The following is a 16,960-nucleotide window of genomic DNA, read 5'->3' as shown; positions in this document are numbered from 1 at the left end:
GGGGGCGATATGGCGCAGGACGAGAATCCACTGGACCGGATCAGCGCGGGACCGGCGCCGACGGGCCCGAACCCGTGGCGCTCGAACCGGCTGCCCACGGGCAGCCCCTACGCGAACGGCCTGTACGGCACCGGCGACGTGCGGAACCCGCGCCGGCTGGGCCTGGCCGGCTGGCTCACCCTCGTCGTCGCTGTCGTGCTCCTCGCGGGCGCCGTCGGCTGGGCCGCGGTCTCGAAGTCCGACCGCGACGACGCGGCGCTGCCCGGGATCACCGGGCGGGCGACGCCGCCGCCCGCGCCGAGCGTCGCGCAGATCACCGCGAACAGCCTGTTCGCGACCACCCTCACGGCCCCGGCGTCGTGCCCGCTCCCGGCCTGGTCCACGGAGCGGGCGGCCATGCAGGCCTTCGCCCAGGCCGGGACCGGGTGCCTGGGCGGGATGTGGGGACTGCCCGCCGTGCGGGTCGACGTCTTCACCCCCGGGGCCGACGGCACCGTCCCCGGGGCGTGCACCGCGAGCAAGCACGTCGAGAGCATCGTCACCTGCGACGACGTCCTCCTCATGAACTACGACCGGGCGCGCTCCGGCATCGGCAGCCAGGCCGGCGCCGCACTGATGTGGCTCGCGCTCGACGTGGCCGGCCGCGCCGAGCGGCGCAGCGGCGTCGCCGCGGACGTCGACGCCCTCGTGCGCCTGGACGGCGGGCCGACCGGCGTCCAGGGCGGCGAGCACCTGCGCCGCCGGCACGTCCAGAACCTCTGCCTCGCGGGCGGCACGCTCGCGAAGCTGGTGGGCCACGGCATCCAGCCGCGCGACATGGAGGAGGCGTCGAGCGAGGCGGCCTCGTGGACGATCATCAGCGCCACGTCGAACCAGCCCGTGCTGGCCCGCGGCACGGCGCAGAGCTGGTTCGATCGCGGCCGCCTCTCGCCCACCCTCGACGTGTGCCGGACGGCCTGGACCGTCCCCGTCGACCAGGTCTCCTAGCCCGCAGTGCGACGAAGGTTACACAACCCCCATTGAGATTCTTCGTTAGACTCATTCCTCGCATTCACGACGATCAACGGGGGAAATCAGCGATGACCGGACCGCAGGACACACGGCCCGACCAGTACCCGGCGTTCGTGCCCTACGAGCCCCATCCGGCCGGCCCGCCGCAGCCCGCCGGGCTGTCCCGCAGGATGCAGATCGCCCTGGTCGTGCTGATCACGACGGTCGCCTTCCTCGTCGTCGCCGCGGTCGCCGCGGTCGCGATCCTGGCGGTCGGCGCCGCGACGAAGCCGGACCGGACCGCGGCGCCCACGCTCGAGCCCGCGACCCTCCACGTACCGACGATCACCACCCCGGCCGTCCCCACCGTGAATCAGGTGCGGTTCAACGCGATCCTGTCGAAGACCCTGAGTGCACCGGCGTGCACCCTCCCCGCCTGGTCGACCACGCTCGGCGGGATGCAGGCCTTCACCGACGCGGCCAACGACTGCTTCGGCCGGGTCTGGGGCACGCGGATGCCCCGGATCACGGTGTTCGAGTCGACCGGCAATCTCGCGCCCGCGTCCACCGGCTGCCCCACGGATCAGCCCACCCTCGGCTTCTGGGTCTGCTCCGGCGGCTCTGCCACCAACTACACGTCGATGGTGAGCAGCATCGGCAGCCAGCTCGGCTCCGGGATCGAGTGGCTGGCGCGGATCGCGGCCATCCGCGTCTCCTTCGACGGGGGCCAGCGCGCCGACGTCAAGGCGCTCGTCACGCAGGTCGGCGGCAGCGCGACCCCGCTCGGCACGGAGTACCTGCGGCGCCAGGCGGCGCAGCGCGCCTGCCTCACGGGCGGCATCCTCGGCATGATGGTCGACCACGGGATCAGCCGGGCCGACCTCGAGGGCGCGGCGGCGGCCGCCGCGCTGTGGACCGACCTGGACGAGGCGACGGGCCACACGCTGGCCGGGCCGGCGCTGACCACCTGGTTCAACCGCGGCGCGGCCGTGCGGACCACCTCGCCGTGCGCGGACGCGTGGTCGGCCCCCGTCGATCAGCTCCCCTGAACGGCCGCGGAGCTACTTCAGGCCCAGGGCGTGCAGGCGGTCGGTGAGCGCCTGTGGGTCGGGCAGCACGACGTGGCGCAGCCGCTCCCGCACGGCGTCCTGCGCCATCGGGTTGAGCGCGGCCAGGCGCGCCTCGTCGGGCGCCGCGAGCGCGGCCGGGATGTCGTCGCCGGTGAGCGCCGCGACGACGGCGCACAGCACGGCGACGGCCTCGTCGGCGTCCGCCACCGCGATCTCGAAACCGGGACCCTCGTCGTGCACGCCGTGCACCAGGAACTCCGCCAGCGCGGTGGGGTCGCCGGGCGCGTAGGTGCAGCTCGCACGGCCCGACGGTGCCGCCACGGCCAGCCCGTCGACCAGGGACATCGGCTCGCGCGGGGGTGCGAGCAACTCCAGTTCGATCGCCATCACGATGACCCTAACTCTTGCCCGGGGTTGCTCGCCGCATTAGGTTAGGGTTACCTTCATGACTGACAACCACCGAGCGAGAGGAGTCGTCATGAGCGCCCCGACCATCGCCGAGCCGACACCGGCCGAGCGCGTCCGTTCCATCGCGGCCGTCCCCCACGCCGCGGTCCTCGCGGCCGACGGCTACGAACCGATCACCGTCGCGCTGCACCACATGCTGGGCGATCGCCTGGTGGTCGCCGTCGCCGACGACTCGCCCTGGCTCGAGGGCGTGCGCGCCATGGTCGAGATCAACGACATCTCGCCGCTGCCGCTGCGCGAGCGCACCCGCTCGCTGGTGTGGCTGTCCGGCCGGCTGTCCGAGGTCGCCGACGGTGCCGCCCTCGCCGCCCGCATCGCCGTGGACAACCCGCTCGAGGCGCTGCTCGACGTGGGCAACGGCGCGCGGCTGCTGACCATGCCGATCGAGACGGCCGTGCTCGCAGACGCCGCCGGCGCCTCGTCGGTGACGGGCGACGAGCTGGCCGCCGCCGAGCCGGATCCGTTCGCCGGCTACGAGACCGCCTGGCTCGCGCACGTCGAGACCGGGCACCCGGAGATGGTCGGGCAGCTCGCCCGCCGCCTGCCCGGCAAGCTGCGCAACCACCGCATCCGCCTGCTGGGCATCGACCGCCTGGGCATCCGCCTGCGCGCCGAGCACCACGAGCTCTCCGACGTCGACGTGCGGCTGAACTTCGCGCAGCCCGCCGACGACATGGCCGCTCTGCAGCGCAGCATCCGCATCCTGCTCGGCTGCCCCTTCCTCAACGGCCTCCGCGCGAGCTGATCTGCCGAGCTCAGTGCGCCTGCTGCGTGATGTCGGTGCCCTTCGGGGTGAGCACGTAGACGCCCAGCGCGACGGCGAACAGGATCACGCCGCCGACCAGGCCGGTCGTCTGCAGTGACGCGGTGAAGCCGGTGGTCGCGTGCTCGGCGAGGGCGGGCAGGCCCGCCTGCTGCGCGATCGCCATGGCGGCGCCCAGCGACTCCCCGGCCGCGCCGGCGGTGGCCGCGTCGACGCCGGGGATCGAGCCGAAGTCGGCGTCGGCCGTGTAGAGCATGGCCGCGACGCTGCCGAGGATCGCGACGCCGAGCACGTTGCCCAGGTCGTAGCTCGTCTCCTCGAGCGCGGCGGCGTTGCCCGCCTTCTCCTCCGGCGTGCCGGACATGATCATCGCGGAGGCCACCGTCATCGCGCCCATGCCGACGCCGACCAGGACGAGCGGCGCGAGCAGGCCCGCGTAATCAAGCTGCGCGGGGGCCGCGATGAGCACCATGCCGACCGCCGCGGCGACGAGGCCGCCGGCGAGAACGACGCGCGCATTGAGCACGTTCGCCAGCCACGGCGCGGCGAGCGACGCGACGACCGCGGCCACCGCGACGGGCAGCAGCCGGACGCCGGTCTCGATGGGGCCGTACCCCGCGACCAACTGCATCCACTGCGCGAGCAGCAGCAGCGCCGCCGCCATCGCGAACATCACGCCGAGCGCCGCGAGGATCCCCGCGGAGAACTGGCGGCGCTCGAAGAGCCGCACGTCGAGCAGCGGGTCCTCCCGGCGCAGCGACCGCCGGACGAACAGCCCGAGCACCACGACCGCGAGCAGCAGGGCGAGCAGCCCCGGACCCGACAGCAGTGTGTGGTCCTTCGCTAACCGCTTGATCGCCCATACCAGCGCCACCATCCCGGTGATCGACATGAGCGCGCCGAGCCAGTCCCAGGCGCCGGTGGTCGCGACCTTCGACTCGGGGAGCAGGAAGACGCCGATGATCAGCACGATCACCATGATCGGCACGTTGACCATGAAAGCGGCTCGCCAGGAGAAGTTCTCGAGCAGCACGCCGCCCACGATCGGCCCGACCGCGGCGCCGACGCCCGAGACCGCGGCCCACAGGCCCAGCGCCTTGGCGCGCTCCGCCGGATCCGTGAAGATCACGCGCAGCATCGTCAGCGTCGTGGGCATGATCATCGCGCCGCCCACGCCGAGCGCAGCCCGCAGGGCGATCACCTGGGCGGGCGTCTCGGCCCACAGCACGAGCGCCGAGGCGACGCCGAAGACGACGTAGCCCAGCAGCAGCATCCGCTTGCGCCCGAAGCGATCTCCGAGCGAGCTGGTGGAGACGAGCAGGCCGGCGAGCACCAGCGAATAGACGTCGATGATCCAGAGCTGTTGCGCGGCAGTCGGCCTCAGGTCGGCCGCCAGGTCCGGCACGGCGATGTTGAGGATCGTCATGTCGACGGTGATGACGAGCAGGCTCGCCGAGAGCAGCAGCGCGGCGGCCCACCGTCGGGCGGCGGACGCCACGATCGGAGTCTGGAGGTCGGTCATCAGTTCGTCTCCTGTCGGGGGTTCCAGAGGGCGGTGATCGCGCGGTCGAGCAGACCCGGATCGGCCGGTCGTCCGGTGAGGGTGGTGTGCATGATCGCGCCGTCGGTGAACATGGCGACGGCCGCGGCGCTCTCGGGCGTGACGTAACGCTCGAGCGTCGCGGCGAAGTCCGCCGCCCACCGGTCGCTGAGCTCCTTGAGCCCCGGATGCAGCGGCGCGGCACAGGTCAGCGCGAAGTCGGCCCCGACGAGATTCGGGTCGCACAGGTAGCGGTGCAGCGCCGCGACGTAGGCCGTCGGAGATGCCCCCTCGCGGACGAACGTCGCCTCCAGTTCGTCGAGCCACTCCTCCGCCTCGACGATCAGCGACGTCAGGGCGGCGGCGCGCAGGTCGTCGAGGGTCGCGAAGTACTGCGTGGTCGAGCCGAGGGGAACCCCGGCGCGCGCGGCCACCTTGCGGTGGGTCAGAGCGTCGGGCCCCTCTTCCACAACGATCGCCGCGGCCGCCTCGACGATCTCGCGACGGCGGCGCTCGGGATCGCGCCGACGGGGTGCTGCGGGCATCACTCTCTCCTCATGGACGTTTGTACATGTACAAACGTACACTATGTGCGGCGGCAAAGATCGGGTTAGATTGGTGCGATGAGCGCCACACCGGACGATCCCACCCCCGACCAGCCCGAAGGCGCGTCGAAGCCCGACTTCGCGACGCGCGCGAAGACCCACGTCGACGACGCGACGACGCGGGCGAGGACCCACGTCGACGACGCGGCCACGCGGGCCAAGACCCATGCGGACGACGTGGCCACGCGGGCCAAGACGGCGGCCGGCGACGCCGCCACCCGCGCCGGGGACGCGGCGAAGAAGTGGCTCAAGCGCGCGATCGTCGCCGCGATCCTCGTGGCGGTCCTGATCGCCGCGTACTTCGCCCTCGCCGCCTACCTGCCGCGCAAGTGGGCGGACATGCTGGTCGGCTGGGTCGGCACCGACGGCGGCACGCTCAAGGGCACCGTCTTCGGGCTCGGCATCGGCTTCCTCTGCGCCGGGCTGCCGCTCCTGATCCTGTGGTTCGCGGCTAAGCGGGCGGCGAGCCATCCCAAGATCGCGACCGTGCTCGGGCTCATCGCCGTCGTCGCGGCCGTGCCGAACCTCATGACGCTGGCCGTCGCGATCGGCACCGGAAGCGGCGCGAACTACGCGCGCACCAAGCTCGACCAGAACGCCGCCGGGTTCCGGTGGTCCACGCTCATCGGCGTGATCATCGGCGTGGTGGCCGCGATCGCCGTCGCGATCTTCCTCGAGGTGCAGCGCCGCAAGCGCGCGAAGAAGAAGGAACAGAAGGCCGTCGAGAAGCAGGCCAAGGCGCTCGCCAAGCAGATGGACAAGGACGCGAAGGCCGCCGAGAAGGCCGGCCGCGGCCGCGCGCCGAGCTTGGACGAGTCACCGTCGGGCGATCCCACGGGCGGCGACGGGAGGTAGCTCCCGTCAGATCCCGAACAGCACCTCGATCGGCTCCTTCGCGAAGTACAGCAGGAACAGCCCGGAGACGATCCACAGCAGCGGGTGCACCTCCTTGGCCTTCCCGCGCGCGACGGCCATCACCACCCAGGTGATGAAGCCGATGCCGATGCCGTTGGCGATCGAGTAGGTGAAGGGCATCGAGACCACGGTGAGGAAGACGGGCAGGACCACGTAGAACTTGGTCCAGTCGATGTCCTTGAGCTGGCCCAGCATCATTGCGCCCACGACGACCAGCGCGGGAGCGGCGGCCTCGGACGGGACCACCTCGTAGAGCGGGGTGAAGAACATCGCGGCGAGGAAGAGCACGCCGGTCACGATGTTCGCCAGGCCCGTCCGGGCGCCCTCGGCGATGCCCGAGGCGGACTCGACGAAGACCGTGTTCGACGAGGCCGAGGCGCCGCCGCCCACGATCGCGCCCGCGCCCTCGACGGCGAGCGCCTTGCCGATGTTCGGGACGGTGCCGTCCTCGCGCATCAGGTCCGCCTCCTTGGTGAGGCCGGTGATCGTGCCCATGGCGTCGAAGAAGTTCGACAGCACCAGCGCGAAGACCAGGACGGACGCGGCCAGCACGCCGATCCGGGTGAAGGCGCCGAAGACGTCCACCTCGCCGACCAGCGAGAGGTCCGGCAGCCCGCCGAGGCTCGACGGGAGCTCGGGGATGTTCAAGCTCCAGCCGTGCGGGTCCTTGAACGACGGGCCGAGGCCGGCCACCTTCTGCACGATCAGGGCGACGATCGTGGTGATGACGATGCCGAGCAGGATCGCGCCCGGCACCTTGCGCACCACGAGCACGCCGATGAGCAGCACGCCGAAGACGAAGACCGCCGTCGGCCAGGCCGCGACGGAGTTGCCGATGCCGAGGCCGACGGGCACCGTCGTGCCGGCGGCGTCCGGGATGCGCCGGACGAAGCCCGCGTCGACGAAGCCGATGAACGCGATGAAGCAGCCGATGCCGGCGGCGATCGCGGCCTTGAGCTCGGCGGGGATGGCGCGGAAGACCGCGGTGCGGAAGCCCGTGACGCCGAGCAGCACGATGATGATGCCGTCGATCACCACGAGGCCCATGGCCTCGGGCCAGGTGACCTGCGGCGCGATGCTCACGGCCAGGAGGCTGTTGACGCCGAGGCCGGCGGCGATGCCGAAGGGGTAGTTGACGATCGCGCCGAAGACGATGCACATCAGGCCCGCGGCGAGCGCGGTCACGGCGGCGACCTGCGCGGTGGGCAGCACGTTGCCGAGCACGTCGACGTTCTTGGAGTTGCCGACGACGCCGCCGATGATGATCGGGTTGAGCACCACGATGTAGGCCATCGTGAAGAAGGTGACGAGGCCGCCGCGGAGCTCGCGGGGCACCGTCGAACCGCGCTCGGAGATGCGGAAGTACCGGTCGATGGGCCCCAGCTGGGGCTCGGTGGGTGCGGACACGCGTGTTCCCCTTCAGCGGCGGTAGGACCGCGCGATCGTACAACGCGCCCGATAGGGTGGCCCGGTGAACGCCCCCGAGCCCGTCCCGACCGCCGAGCGCCGCCCGCTGCGCGCCGAGGTCGCGATCGTGCTGCTGGTGACTTTCGCCTGGTCGGGCCTGTATTCGACGGTCCGCCTCATCGGTTACCAGCTCGGGCCCGGGGTCCGCGGGACGACGGTGACGCTCAACCCCGTCCGCAGCCCGCACGCGGTGATCGACTTCCTCCTCCAGGTGCTGGGCGCGGTGCAGCTCTTCGGCTGGGCCGCGCTGGCGCTGTACCTGCTGTACCGCTCCGGGATCCGCTTCGCCGACATCGGCTTCGCGCTGCGCCGGTCGCGGCGGCAGGTGCTGCGCGACATCGGGCTGGGCACCGGCCTCGCGGCGCTCATCGGCATCCCCGGCCTGGCGCTGTACGCGGCCGGCCGCGCGCTGGGCGTCACCGCGAGCGTGGTGCCCGCGTCGGGCGACGTGCAGTGGTGGCGGATCCTCACCTACGTCCTGCTGGCGGCGGGGAACGCCGTCGCGGAGGAGGTCGTGGTCGTCGGCTACTTCATGACCCGGCTGCGGCAGCTGGGCGTGGGGCGGGCCGGGTCCATCGCGGCGTCCTCGGTGCTCCGCGGCTCGTACCACCTGTACCAGGGCTTCGGCGCGGGCCTGGGGAACCTCGTGATGGGCGTGGTCTTCGGCGCCGCGTACGACCGCTGGCGGAAGCTGTGGCCGCTGGTCATCGCGCACTTCCTGCTCGACGTCGTGGCCTTCGTCGGCTACGCGCTGCTCCGCCCGCACCTGGGCTTCCTCGGCTGACCCGGCCTGCGACCCGGATCACGCGCTGAGCCGATTTCTCAGTTGCGGCCCGTACAGTCGATGTGCGTGAACGACGAACGACCGCGCGACGAGCGGAACCTCGCCTGGTCGCAGGTCCCCGAGGGCGACCCGCGCTCCCGCGCGCCCCGGCACCCGCAGGGCATCCCCCGCCCGCGCCAGGGCCAGCGGCCCGTCCCGCCCGCGCAGCAGCGAGCGGCCCAGCCGCCGCGCCGCCCCGCGCCGCAGAACCCCGCGAACCAGAACCCCGCACAGCAGGGCCGCGCGCCGCAGCAGCCCGCGCCCGCCCAGCCCCGCGCCACCCGCGTCGAGCGGCCGCAGCCGCAGCCCCGGCAGGAGTGGGCGCCGCGGCAGGAGCCCGAGCCCGTCCCCGCGGGCGAGGTCAAGCGCACCGTCGGGGCCCGGGGCAGCAGCGACGGGCGCGTCCCGCCGCCCCCGCGTCCGCCGCGCAACCGCAACCGCGGTCGTGACCGGGAGCCCGGTCGACGGTCCGCCGCCCCCGCACCCGAGGCGCCCGCGCCGAAGAAGGTCCGCCGCAAGCGCAAGCTGCACCCCTTCCGCTGGCTCGGCGTCTTCCTGGTGCTGCTGCTGGTCGGCACGGTGGCGGGCACGATCTACTTCGACGGCAAGCTCACGCGGATCGACGCGCTCGCCTCGTACGCGGGCCGCGTCGCCGACACGCCGGGCACGAACTGGCTGCTCGTGGGCACCGACGCCCGCGAGGGCCTGACAACCGCGCAGCAGAAGGCGCTCGCGACCGGCGGCGACCTGGGCGGCGCCCGCACCGACACGATCATGCTGGTGCACGTCCCGAAGTCGGGCGATGCGACGGTGGTCTCGATCCCCCGCGACCTCTACGTGCAGATCCCCGGGCAGGGCGGACACAAGATCAACGCGGCCTACTTCCTCGGCAGCACGTCGGGCAACGGCGACGCGGCCGGCGCGCAGCTGCTGGTGCAGACCTTCGAGAAGGCCTCCGGCGTGCGCATCGACCACTACGCGGAGATCGGCTTCGGCGGCTTCGCGAACATGGTCGACGCGATCGGCGGCGTCGAGATGTGCCCGAAGTACCCGATCAACGACCCCAAGGCCGGCCTGCGGATCAAGGCCGGCTGCCAGACGCTCGACGGTGCGCAGGCGCTCGGCTACGTGCGCACCCGCGCCACCCCGAACGCCGACCTCGACCGGGTCGTGCACCAGCGCGAGTTCATGTCGGCGCTGTTCAAGGAGGCGACCTCGCCCACGACGCTGCTCAACCCGTTCGAGATGTGGGGCCTGTCGAACGCGGTGGTCGACGCGCTGTCCGTCGACAAGGACACGCACCTGTGGGATCTCGCGCGCCTCGCGTGGGCCATGAGCGGCAGCACCGTCACGACCACGACGCCCACCGCGGGCAGCGAGTACACCAGCGACGGCGACTCCCTCGCGTGGGGCAAGAACACCGATGAGTTCTTCGGTCTCATCGCCGCCGACCAGCCCGTTCCCGCTCGCCTCCTCAGTGGGACCCCGGGAACCGGTTAAGGTGGCGCCATGACTGAACGCGGCCGGATCGGCCGTCCGCCGAAGGTGAACCGGGAGCAGGTCGTCGCCGCGGCGGCCGACATCCTCACCACCGACGGCCCGCTGAAGTTCTCGATGCGCACCCTCGCGGCGCGCCTCGACATCAGCGCGATGGGCATCTACCACTACTTCGACTCGAAGAACGACCTGCTCGGCGCGGTGCTGGAGCACCAGTCGTGGAACACGCCGGTGCCCGAGTTGGCCGAGGACCCGCACGAGCGGCTGGTGCAACTCCAGCTCACCGTGATCGACCACCTCACGCAACACCCGTGGGTCGTCGACGTGCTCTCTGCCGACGAGATCATCGACGCCTACTCGGCGTGGGCCTTCGACGAGTTCCTGCGCACCACCGACGAGATCGGCATCCCCGAGCAGGAGGCGCTGCACCTGCTGCTGGCGCTGTGGCGGTTCACGATCGGCGAGGTCACCGTGCGCACCAACCAGGCGATGCGCGACGCCCGCCCGTCGTCGAGCGCGTGGGTGGACCGGGAGATCCCGCAGCACGTGCTGGACCGGCCCCGCCTGTCGAGCGCGCTCGGCTCGCTGGCACCGAGCGCCGAGACCTACGACGTGCGGCAGACCATCCGCGCGTACCTCCGCGGCGCCCTCGGCGACCGCTTCCACGGCTGACCCGGCCGGGGCCGGATCAGCCGGCCCGGCCTACAGCGAGACCTGGCGGCCGCGCAGGCCGTCGCGGGAGCGTCGCTGCGCGGCGGTGAGCTCGGAGTCGTCCGTCAGGGCCTCGGCGAGGCGCTTCGCCAGTTCGACGGTGCCCGGCACCCACTCGTCGGGGTGCGACTCGCGGTCGAGGTCGAAGACGGGCACGAGCAGGCCGTCGGAGCGGAACGAGCCGGCGAACCGCGAGCCCTCGCCCACGGTGAGGCCTCCTGCGGCGTGCACGCGGGCCAGGGCGGCCATCAGCTCGTCCTCGGGCGCGGGGTGCACCCAGCGCAGGTGCGCCTTGGAGCCGGTGTCGGCCCACCACGGCGCGCCGATGCCGTCGGCGCCCAGGTCGAGGCGCGCGGCCGGGGTGATGAGCGAGTTGGCGTGCTCGACGAGCTGCCGGGTCTGCGCGTCGGCGTCGCCGGCGAGCCACCAGTCGAAGTCCTTGTGCACGGTGACCTCGAGCGGCGCGTCGGCCTCGAGGACCTCGAGCAGGGCACCGTCGGACTCCTCGGACAGCGCCTCCCCCACCGCGGCGTCGGCGGCGAACCGGGCGGCGCCGGCGAGCGCGGCGCCGGGCTGCAGCGGGCGGATGGCGGTCTGCAGGGCGGCGTAGCCGATGACCCCGTCGGCCTCCTCGCGGACGAGGGCCTGCGCGGCGCCCGGGAGCACCGTCGCGAGGCGGATCTCGCGGTTCGCTCCGGCGACCTTCAGCGGCGCGGTGGCGCTGGGCACGAAGTTGCGCAGCGCGACGATGTCGCACTCGGCGGCCAGGCCCTCGAAGGGACGGCCGGTGTCGGCGACGCTCGCCTCGGCGCGGGCGCGCTGGGCGGCCAGCTTCTCGGCACGGTTCGATCCCTCGCGGGGAGTGGCATTGCGTTCGCGTCTACCCATGCCCGGCAGCCTATCCCCGCAGCCAGGAGCGCGTGCGGGCCGGGTGGTTGGTGGCGACCCACTCCACGCCGAGGCCGTTGCACAGCGCCACGTCGGCCTCGGAGTCGACGGTCCAGCAGTAGGTGAACCGCCCGGCGGCGCGGGCCTTGGCGACGGTGTCGGGCCGCTCGCGCAGCGAGTCCACCGACGGCCCGATGCCCTGGGCGCGGACCGCGGTGGCCGCGCCGCCGCCGAGCAGCCGCGAGGCCTCCCCGAGGAGCACCGCGGGCACACCGGGGGCGTTGCGGCGCACGCGCCAGACCGCGGAGCCGGAGAAGGAGATGACGATGACGGGCGCGTCGGCGAGGTCGCCGGACTTGGCGAGGCCGTGGCGCTGCAGGGCCGCGAGCAGCTTCTGCTCGACCATGCCGCCGAATCGCACGGGGTGCTTGGTCTCGACGAAGAGCTTGCGTCCGGACGTGCGGGCGAGCTCGATCAGCTCGTCGAGGGTGACCACGGACTCGGGATGTCCGGGCCGCTTCCACGAGCCGAAGTCCATCGCCTGCAGGTCGGCGAGGTCGAGCTCGGAGACGGCGCCGGTCCCGTCGGACGTGCGCTCGACGGTGCGGTCGTGCAGGCAGACGAGGTGCTGGTCCTTGGTGAGCCGGACGTCGCACTCGATGGCGTCGGCGCCCTCGGCGACCGCGGCCTCGAAGGCGCTCAAGGTGTGCTCCGGGTATTCGCCGCTGGCGCCCCGATGCGCCACGATCCCCGCTACGCCGCCAACCATCGCGTCCCGTCCTCCTGCTCCCGGGCCGTCGGCCCCCCGTCGATCATCCGGACCAACCGTGCCGTGACCAGCAGGAACGCCCCGCTCAGCAGGTAGGTCAGCGCGGTGTAGACCATCGCGTCGGCGCCGTGCTGCAGGCCGCCGTCCGCGCGCGAGTACGCCGTGCACCCCACGGTGACGATAGTCAGCGCGACCCACCCGGCCCACCATCGCCGGATGAACATCGCGCGACGATCCGTCGGCTCCCCCGCCGCGCGCCGCTGCGCGTCGGCCAGTTCCAGCACGAGCACCGGCGCGGCCACCAGATTCACCACCGGGACCAGGCAGTACACCCACAGCTGCCAGGCCGGGCGCGGCTCGCGGGTGCCGAGGGCCGCGTACGCGCGCTCGCGCGCGACCCGCAGCCACAGCGCGAGCACCACGAACAGCGCGATCACCGCGATCACGGCGAGCCAGCCCGCCGCGAAGACGGCGACGGTGGCGATCACGGCGAGCCAGCCGGGCAGGGGACCGGATCGGTTGATCACGAGCAGGAGGTACGCCAGGCCCTCCACGAGGGCCGCCGCGAACACGATGCCGGTGGTCAGCCGCAGGACGAAGGGGGTCGCCTCGGCCGCGGCCTCCGCGGTGGTCGGCGCGGCGGGCGCGGCCGGGGTGAAGTCCTGGCGCAGGCCCCAGCGCGGGGTCGCGGGGTAGCGCGGCGTCGGCTTCGGGGCCGACGGTGCGCGCCGCGGCACCGGCAGCGTCTCCGGCGGGCGCCGGGCGAGCCAGCGCAGGCGGCCGCGGGGTTGCGCGGTGCGCGCGGGACTCGGGTGCATCAGACGGTCCCCTCGCTGCCGTCCGGCCGCACGACGGGCCGTCCCACGGACGCCCAGGCGATCATCCCGCCGTCCACGACGGCGGCTTCTATCCCCACGGTTTCGAGATAGCGCACGGCCTGTTCGGAGCGGCCGCCGCCGCGGCAGATCACGTACACCTGGTCGTCGAGGTCGATCTCCTCGAAGCGCACGGGCAGGTCGGGCAGCGGCAGGTGCACGGCGCCGGGCGCGTGACCGAGGTCCCATTCGCCCTGGTCCCGGACGTCGAGCACGGTGAGGCCCGCCGCCGCGGCGAGGTCGGCGGGCAACGCGTCGACGGGGATCGGACCGTCTGCGGGGTAGTCCGTCATGGCTCCAGTCTTCCACGCGCGCCGGGGACCGCCGACGATTCATCCACAGTTTCCACAGGCTCATCCACAACTTGAGGGTTGTGCGGCGAGCCCTTCACCAGCGCGGATTCCGCGCCCTGTGGATCGAGCATGTCAAGCCCCGAAATTCGCCCACAGGCCGCGGCGCTGCAGGCCGGCGATCGCACCGTCGAGCACGCCCGCCGTGACGGAGGCGGCGAGACCGGCACCGTCGACCGCGGTCCCGCCGAGCAGGCGGGCGAACAGCGGCTTCGGGGTGTGCATGGCCTCGATCTCGGCGTCGGGGAAGCGCTCCTCCAGGACCCCGCGCAGGGTGCCGACGCCGTCCGCGAGGCCCAGGTCGACGGCCTTGCGGCCGATCCACACCTCGCCGGTGAACAGGGCGGGGTCGTCGCCGAGGCGCTCGCCGCGGCGGCTTGTGACCCACTCGCGGAAGGCGCTGTGGATATCGCCCTGGAGGCCGTGCAGCCATTCGACGTCGCCCTCGCGGACGTCCTCGAACATGTCCAGCCGGTGCTTGGCGTCGCCCTCGGTGAAGACCCGGCGCTCGAGGCCGATCTTCCCGATCAGCTCCTTCGCGCCGAAGCTCGCGGAGATCACGCCGATGGACCCGACGATCGAGGTGGTGGTCACGAAGATCTCGTCGGCGGCGCAGGCCAGCCAGTACCCGCCCGACGCGGCGACGTCCTCGCAGAAGGCGAGCACGGGTAGCTCGTGCTTCGCTGCGAGCTGCCGGATCCGGGCGGCGATGAGCTCGGACTGCGCCGGGGAGCCGCCGGGGCTGTTGAGCACCAGTGCGACGGCGACGGCATCGTCGGTCTCGAAGGCGCGACGCAGCACCGACTCGACCCCGGCCAGGTTGAGGGTGCCGCGGCCGAGCCCGCCCGACATGGCGGGCGCCGCGATGGGGCCTTCGAGGCGCACGACGGGGACGACGCCGCCGGCCTGCCCGAGGGCGGCGCGCACGCGGTGGCTGGCGGCCTTGGCCGCGTCCTGCAGATCGGTCACGAGGGGACTCATGGACCCGACGGTAGCGGGCGAATCCGACACTCCGCCGTCGCCGCAGGTCAGGGCGCCAGCGGCGAACCCGGGAAGTTCCGCGCGACGGTCCAGACCACCGCCAGCACGCCGACGGTGATCCACAGGTACTTGTTCTGCGGCACCGCCGGCACGGTGAATCCGACCCGCCGGCCGAGCCAGGCGAGCCACAGCCACGCGAGCACGGCGCCCGCCGGGTAGATCAGGGCGTTCGAGCCGAGGGCGGCGAGGAACTCGCCGTTGGTGACGTCGTTGACGGCGCGCAGGCCCCCGCAGCCGGGGCAGTAGAGGCCGGTCGCCGCGTACAGCGGGCACACGCCCCAGCTGTTCTGGACGTGCGGATCGCGCAGGTGCAGCGCGAGGACGACGGCGCCGGTGCCCGCCGCGGCGGCGAGCGGCCACGCGGCCGCCCGCAGGCGTGCGGACGGCGACGGCGCGGTCGTGGTCATGGCCCCCAGGTTAGCGCCGGGCGCGGACCTGGCGCCCGGGCCCACCGCCTCGGGCCACGGCGTGGATCTGCGGGTCAGAAGGCGGAGGCGAAGGCGAGGCCGCCGAACAGGCAACCGAAGGAGACGAGGGCGTCGAGCAGGGCGTACCCCCAGGCGTTGCGCCGGTTGAGCAGGTTGAGCACCGCGTGCGCGCCGAAGGTGGTGCCGAGCAGCAGCGACGTGAGGAAGGTGATCGCCAGCACGTCGAAGGTGCCCGTGTAGGTGCAGGCCATGGCCGCGCACTCGCGGATCGAGGGCATGGCGCGCGCGGCGAGCGCCAGGTTGACGATCGTCGCCGTGAAGGACACCACGAGCAGTGTCATCGACACGATGATGTCGGCGCGGGTCTGGCGGCCGCCGACGAGGGTGCGAACGCGGCCGGCCCGATCCCCGCTGAGGCGCTGGGTGCGCGCCCCGAAGCTGGTTCCGGTCATGTCCACCATGTTCCCGCGCCGCACCCGGGATTCCAAGCGTTTGCGATAGGAACCGACCGCGTTTCTATCGGACGGCGTCGCGCCGCCGCAGGTGGACGCCGTAAATCAATCCATCGGTCTAATAGGTCACATTTGCTTGAATGAACAACAAACATCGGACATTCTCGGCCCGACTGTCCACCGGCGCCGGATCCCGCCGTGTTCCGGGATCGATTTCCTACAGCCCTGAAGGTCCGCTACAGTGTTCCACACCACATCTGTGACGAGCTTCACAGGTGCAACACACGGAAGGCGGCGCGATGACGGTCAAGCACTCCCACTCCCTCTCCGCCGGTCCCGACGCCGCGTCGCGCAGCTCCTGCACCGTGTACTTCTCGCGCTCGCTGACCCGCACGCTGCTGACAGTGGGCGTGCTCGCACTCGCGCTGGTGCTCATCGTCGTCCTGGGCTGACACCCGGCCTGAACGCCCCGTCGGCTCTCGCCGGTCCGCGCCGCGAACCTCAACTGCACTTCATGCGCTTTCGGCCGTCCTTATTGCGGAACCATTCCAGATAAGAAAGGCTGGAAGAGTACGAAGGACGAAACAGGAAGCGATCGCTTCCGCAATCGAAGGGAAAGACGTGGCCGTCTACACTCTGCCGGAACTCGACTACGACTACAGCGCTCTCGAGCCCTACATCTCGGCCGAGATCATGGAGCTGCACCACAGCAAGCACCACGCCGCGTACGTCGCCGGCGCCAACCAGGCCCTCGAGCAGCTCGCGGAGGCCCGCGAGGACGGCTCGATCGCGACCAAGGCGCCGCTGCTGAGCAAGAACCTCGCCTTCCACCTGGGTGGCCACACCAACCACTCGATCTTCTGGAAGAACATGTCGCCCAACGGTGGCGACAAGCCGGTCGGCGACCTCGCCGCGGCCATCGACGACCAGTTCGGCGGCTTCGACAAGTTCCAGGCCCACTTCAACGCCGTCGCGATGACCCTGCAGGGCTCCGGCTGGTCCGTGCTCGCCTACGACCACATCGGCCAGCGCCTCATCATCCAGCAGCTGACCGATCAGCAGGGCAACATCTCGGAGGCCCTCACCCCGCTGCTCCAGCTGGACATGTGGGAGCACGCCTTCTACCTGCAGTACAAGAACGTCAAGGCCGACTACGTCAAGGCCTGGTGGAACGTCGTGAACTGGGACGACGTCGCCGCGCGCTACGCCGCCGCCACCGCCTGAGTCCTTCTTCCTCAGCCTCGAGACCCCGTCCAGCGCATCGCGCCGGCGGGGTTTCGTCGTTCCCGGTGTCAGTGCCTCCTGACA

General features: G+C 72.2%; 20 protein-coding genes. 9 read left to right on the top strand and 11 right to left on the bottom strand.

Annotation, left to right across the window (positions count from 1 at the left end):
* The first annotated feature begins 9 nt into the window (after nt 1-9).
* Nucleotides 10-987 carry a hypothetical protein gene (locus tag WFK95_RS00775; RefSeq protein WP_336669595.1) on the top strand — a complete coding sequence of 326 codons (978 nt, stop codon included), beginning with the start codon at nt 10-12 and terminating at the stop codon, nt 985-987.
* A gap of 92 nt (nt 988-1,079) precedes the next feature.
* Nucleotides 1,080-2,039: a hypothetical protein gene (locus tag WFK95_RS00770; protein ID WP_336669594.1), complete on the top strand. Its 960-nt coding sequence runs from the start codon at nt 1,080-1,082 to the stop codon at nt 2,037-2,039.
* Between the two features lie 12 nt (nt 2,040-2,051).
* Here the strand turns inward: WFK95_RS00770 and WFK95_RS00765 are convergent, their stop codons facing one another.
* The gene (locus WFK95_RS00765) at nt 2,052-2,447 is read right to left on the bottom strand and encodes a hypothetical protein (RefSeq protein ID WP_224651987.1); all 396 of its coding nucleotides are present in this window, start codon (nt 2,445-2,447) and stop codon (nt 2,052-2,054) included.
* Nucleotides 2,448-2,538: 91 nt separating this feature from the next.
* On the opposite strand from WFK95_RS00765, the gene WFK95_RS00760 reads away from it, so the two are divergent.
* Nucleotides 2,539-3,273, top strand: a complete 735-nt coding sequence (locus tag WFK95_RS00760; protein WP_224651985.1) for a DUF2470 domain-containing protein — start codon at nt 2,539-2,541, stop codon at nt 3,271-3,273.
* 10 nt (nt 3,274-3,283) lie between these two features.
* On the opposite strand, the gene WFK95_RS00755 is transcribed toward WFK95_RS00760, so the two are convergent.
* Both WFK95_RS00755 and WFK95_RS00750 read right to left on the bottom strand, forming a co-directional pair.
* Nucleotides 3,284-4,813 carry an MFS transporter gene (locus tag WFK95_RS00755; protein ID WP_224651983.1) on the bottom strand — a complete coding sequence of 510 codons (1,530 nt, stop codon included), beginning with the start codon at nt 4,811-4,813 and terminating at the stop codon, nt 3,284-3,286.
* Entirely contained in the window at nt 4,813-5,376 is a 564-nt protein-coding gene (locus tag WFK95_RS00750; RefSeq protein ID WP_224651981.1) for a TetR/AcrR family transcriptional regulator, read from the bottom strand. The genes WFK95_RS00755 and WFK95_RS00750 overlap by 1 nt, the downstream gene beginning before the upstream one ends.
* A 78-nt stretch (nt 5,377-5,454) precedes the next feature.
* Between WFK95_RS00750 and WFK95_RS00745 the strand changes: the two genes are divergently transcribed.
* Nucleotides 5,455-6,291 carry a hypothetical protein gene (locus WFK95_RS00745; RefSeq protein ID WP_224651979.1) on the top strand — a complete coding sequence of 279 codons (837 nt, stop codon included), beginning with the start codon at nt 5,455-5,457 and terminating at the stop codon, nt 6,289-6,291.
* 6 nt (nt 6,292-6,297) lie between these two features.
* Here WFK95_RS00745 and WFK95_RS00740 read toward each other — a convergent pair whose 3' ends face one another.
* The gene (locus WFK95_RS00740; RefSeq protein WP_336669593.1) at nt 6,298-7,758 is read right to left on the bottom strand and encodes an NCS2 family permease; all 1,461 of its coding nucleotides are present in this window, start codon (nt 7,756-7,758) and stop codon (nt 6,298-6,300) included.
* Nucleotides 7,759-7,822: 64 nt separating this feature from the next.
* Between WFK95_RS00740 and WFK95_RS00735 the strand changes: the two genes are divergently transcribed.
* From WFK95_RS00735 to WFK95_RS00725, 3 genes are all read left to right on the top strand, one after another.
* Complete coding sequence (locus WFK95_RS00735) at nt 7,823-8,602, top strand: CPBP family intramembrane glutamic endopeptidase (protein WP_336669592.1); 780 nt, start codon at nt 7,823-7,825, stop codon at nt 8,600-8,602.
* A gap of 66 nt (nt 8,603-8,668) precedes the next feature.
* Nucleotides 8,669-10,141 carry an LCP family protein gene (locus WFK95_RS00730; RefSeq protein ID WP_336669591.1) on the top strand — a complete coding sequence of 491 codons (1,473 nt, stop codon included), beginning with the start codon at nt 8,669-8,671 and terminating at the stop codon, nt 10,139-10,141.
* 9 nt (nt 10,142-10,150) lie between these two features.
* Entirely contained in the window at nt 10,151-10,810 is a 660-nt protein-coding gene (locus WFK95_RS00725) for a TetR/AcrR family transcriptional regulator (protein ID WP_224644942.1), read from the top strand.
* A 30-nt stretch (nt 10,811-10,840) separates the two neighbouring features.
* On the opposite strand, the gene WFK95_RS00720 is transcribed toward WFK95_RS00725, so the two are convergent.
* From WFK95_RS00720 to WFK95_RS00690, 7 genes are all read right to left on the bottom strand, one after another.
* Entirely contained in the window at nt 10,841-11,737 is an 897-nt protein-coding gene (locus WFK95_RS00720; protein WP_224644941.1) for a DUF5926 family protein, read from the bottom strand.
* A gap of 10 nt (nt 11,738-11,747) precedes the next feature.
* Nucleotides 11,748-12,506 carry a glycerophosphodiester phosphodiesterase gene (locus WFK95_RS00715; RefSeq protein ID WP_336669590.1) on the bottom strand — a complete coding sequence of 253 codons (759 nt, stop codon included), beginning with the start codon at nt 12,504-12,506 and terminating at the stop codon, nt 11,748-11,750.
* Complete coding sequence (locus WFK95_RS00710; RefSeq protein ID WP_336669589.1) at nt 12,491-13,324, bottom strand: DUF4328 domain-containing protein; 834 nt, start codon at nt 13,322-13,324, stop codon at nt 12,491-12,493. Before WFK95_RS00710 ends, WFK95_RS00715 begins: the two co-directional genes overlap by 16 nt.
* A complete protein-coding gene (locus WFK95_RS00705) occupies nt 13,324-13,674 on the bottom strand; it encodes a rhodanese-like domain-containing protein (RefSeq protein ID WP_336669588.1) in 351 nt (116 codons plus the stop codon). Before WFK95_RS00705 ends, WFK95_RS00710 begins: the two co-directional genes overlap by 1 nt.
* Before the next feature lie 132 nt (nt 13,675-13,806).
* Nucleotides 13,807-14,712 carry a S49 family peptidase gene (locus WFK95_RS00700; protein ID WP_224644937.1) on the bottom strand — a complete coding sequence of 302 codons (906 nt, stop codon included), beginning with the start codon at nt 14,710-14,712 and terminating at the stop codon, nt 13,807-13,809.
* A gap of 47 nt (nt 14,713-14,759) precedes the next feature.
* On the bottom strand, nt 14,760-15,179 hold the full coding sequence (locus WFK95_RS00695) for a DUF2752 domain-containing protein (protein WP_336669587.1): 420 nt from the start codon (nt 15,177-15,179) through the stop codon (nt 14,760-14,762).
* Between the two features lie 74 nt (nt 15,180-15,253).
* On the bottom strand, nt 15,254-15,652 hold the full coding sequence (locus WFK95_RS00690; RefSeq protein WP_336669586.1) for a hypothetical protein: 399 nt from the start codon (nt 15,650-15,652) through the stop codon (nt 15,254-15,256).
* Nucleotides 15,653-15,927: 275 nt separating this feature from the next.
* Between WFK95_RS00690 and WFK95_RS00685 the strand changes: the two genes are divergently transcribed.
* The gene (locus WFK95_RS00685) at nt 15,928-16,104 is read left to right on the top strand and encodes a hypothetical protein (RefSeq protein WP_224644934.1); all 177 of its coding nucleotides are present in this window, start codon (nt 15,928-15,930) and stop codon (nt 16,102-16,104) included.
* 169 nt (nt 16,105-16,273) lie between these two features.
* On the top strand, nt 16,274-16,876 hold the full coding sequence (locus WFK95_RS00680) for a superoxide dismutase (protein WP_224644933.1): 603 nt from the start codon (nt 16,274-16,276) through the stop codon (nt 16,874-16,876).
* The last annotated feature ends 84 nt before the right edge of the window (nt 16,877-16,960 follow it).

Origin of the sequence: Tsukamurella sp. USMM236, assembly GCF_037148755.1 — a bacterium.
In the GTDB taxonomy this organism is placed as follows: domain Bacteria; phylum Actinomycetota; class Actinomycetes; order Mycobacteriales; family Mycobacteriaceae; genus Tsukamurella.
Note: the sequence above shows the minus strand (reverse complement) of the source record. Positions and strands in the feature narration are given on the sequence as shown.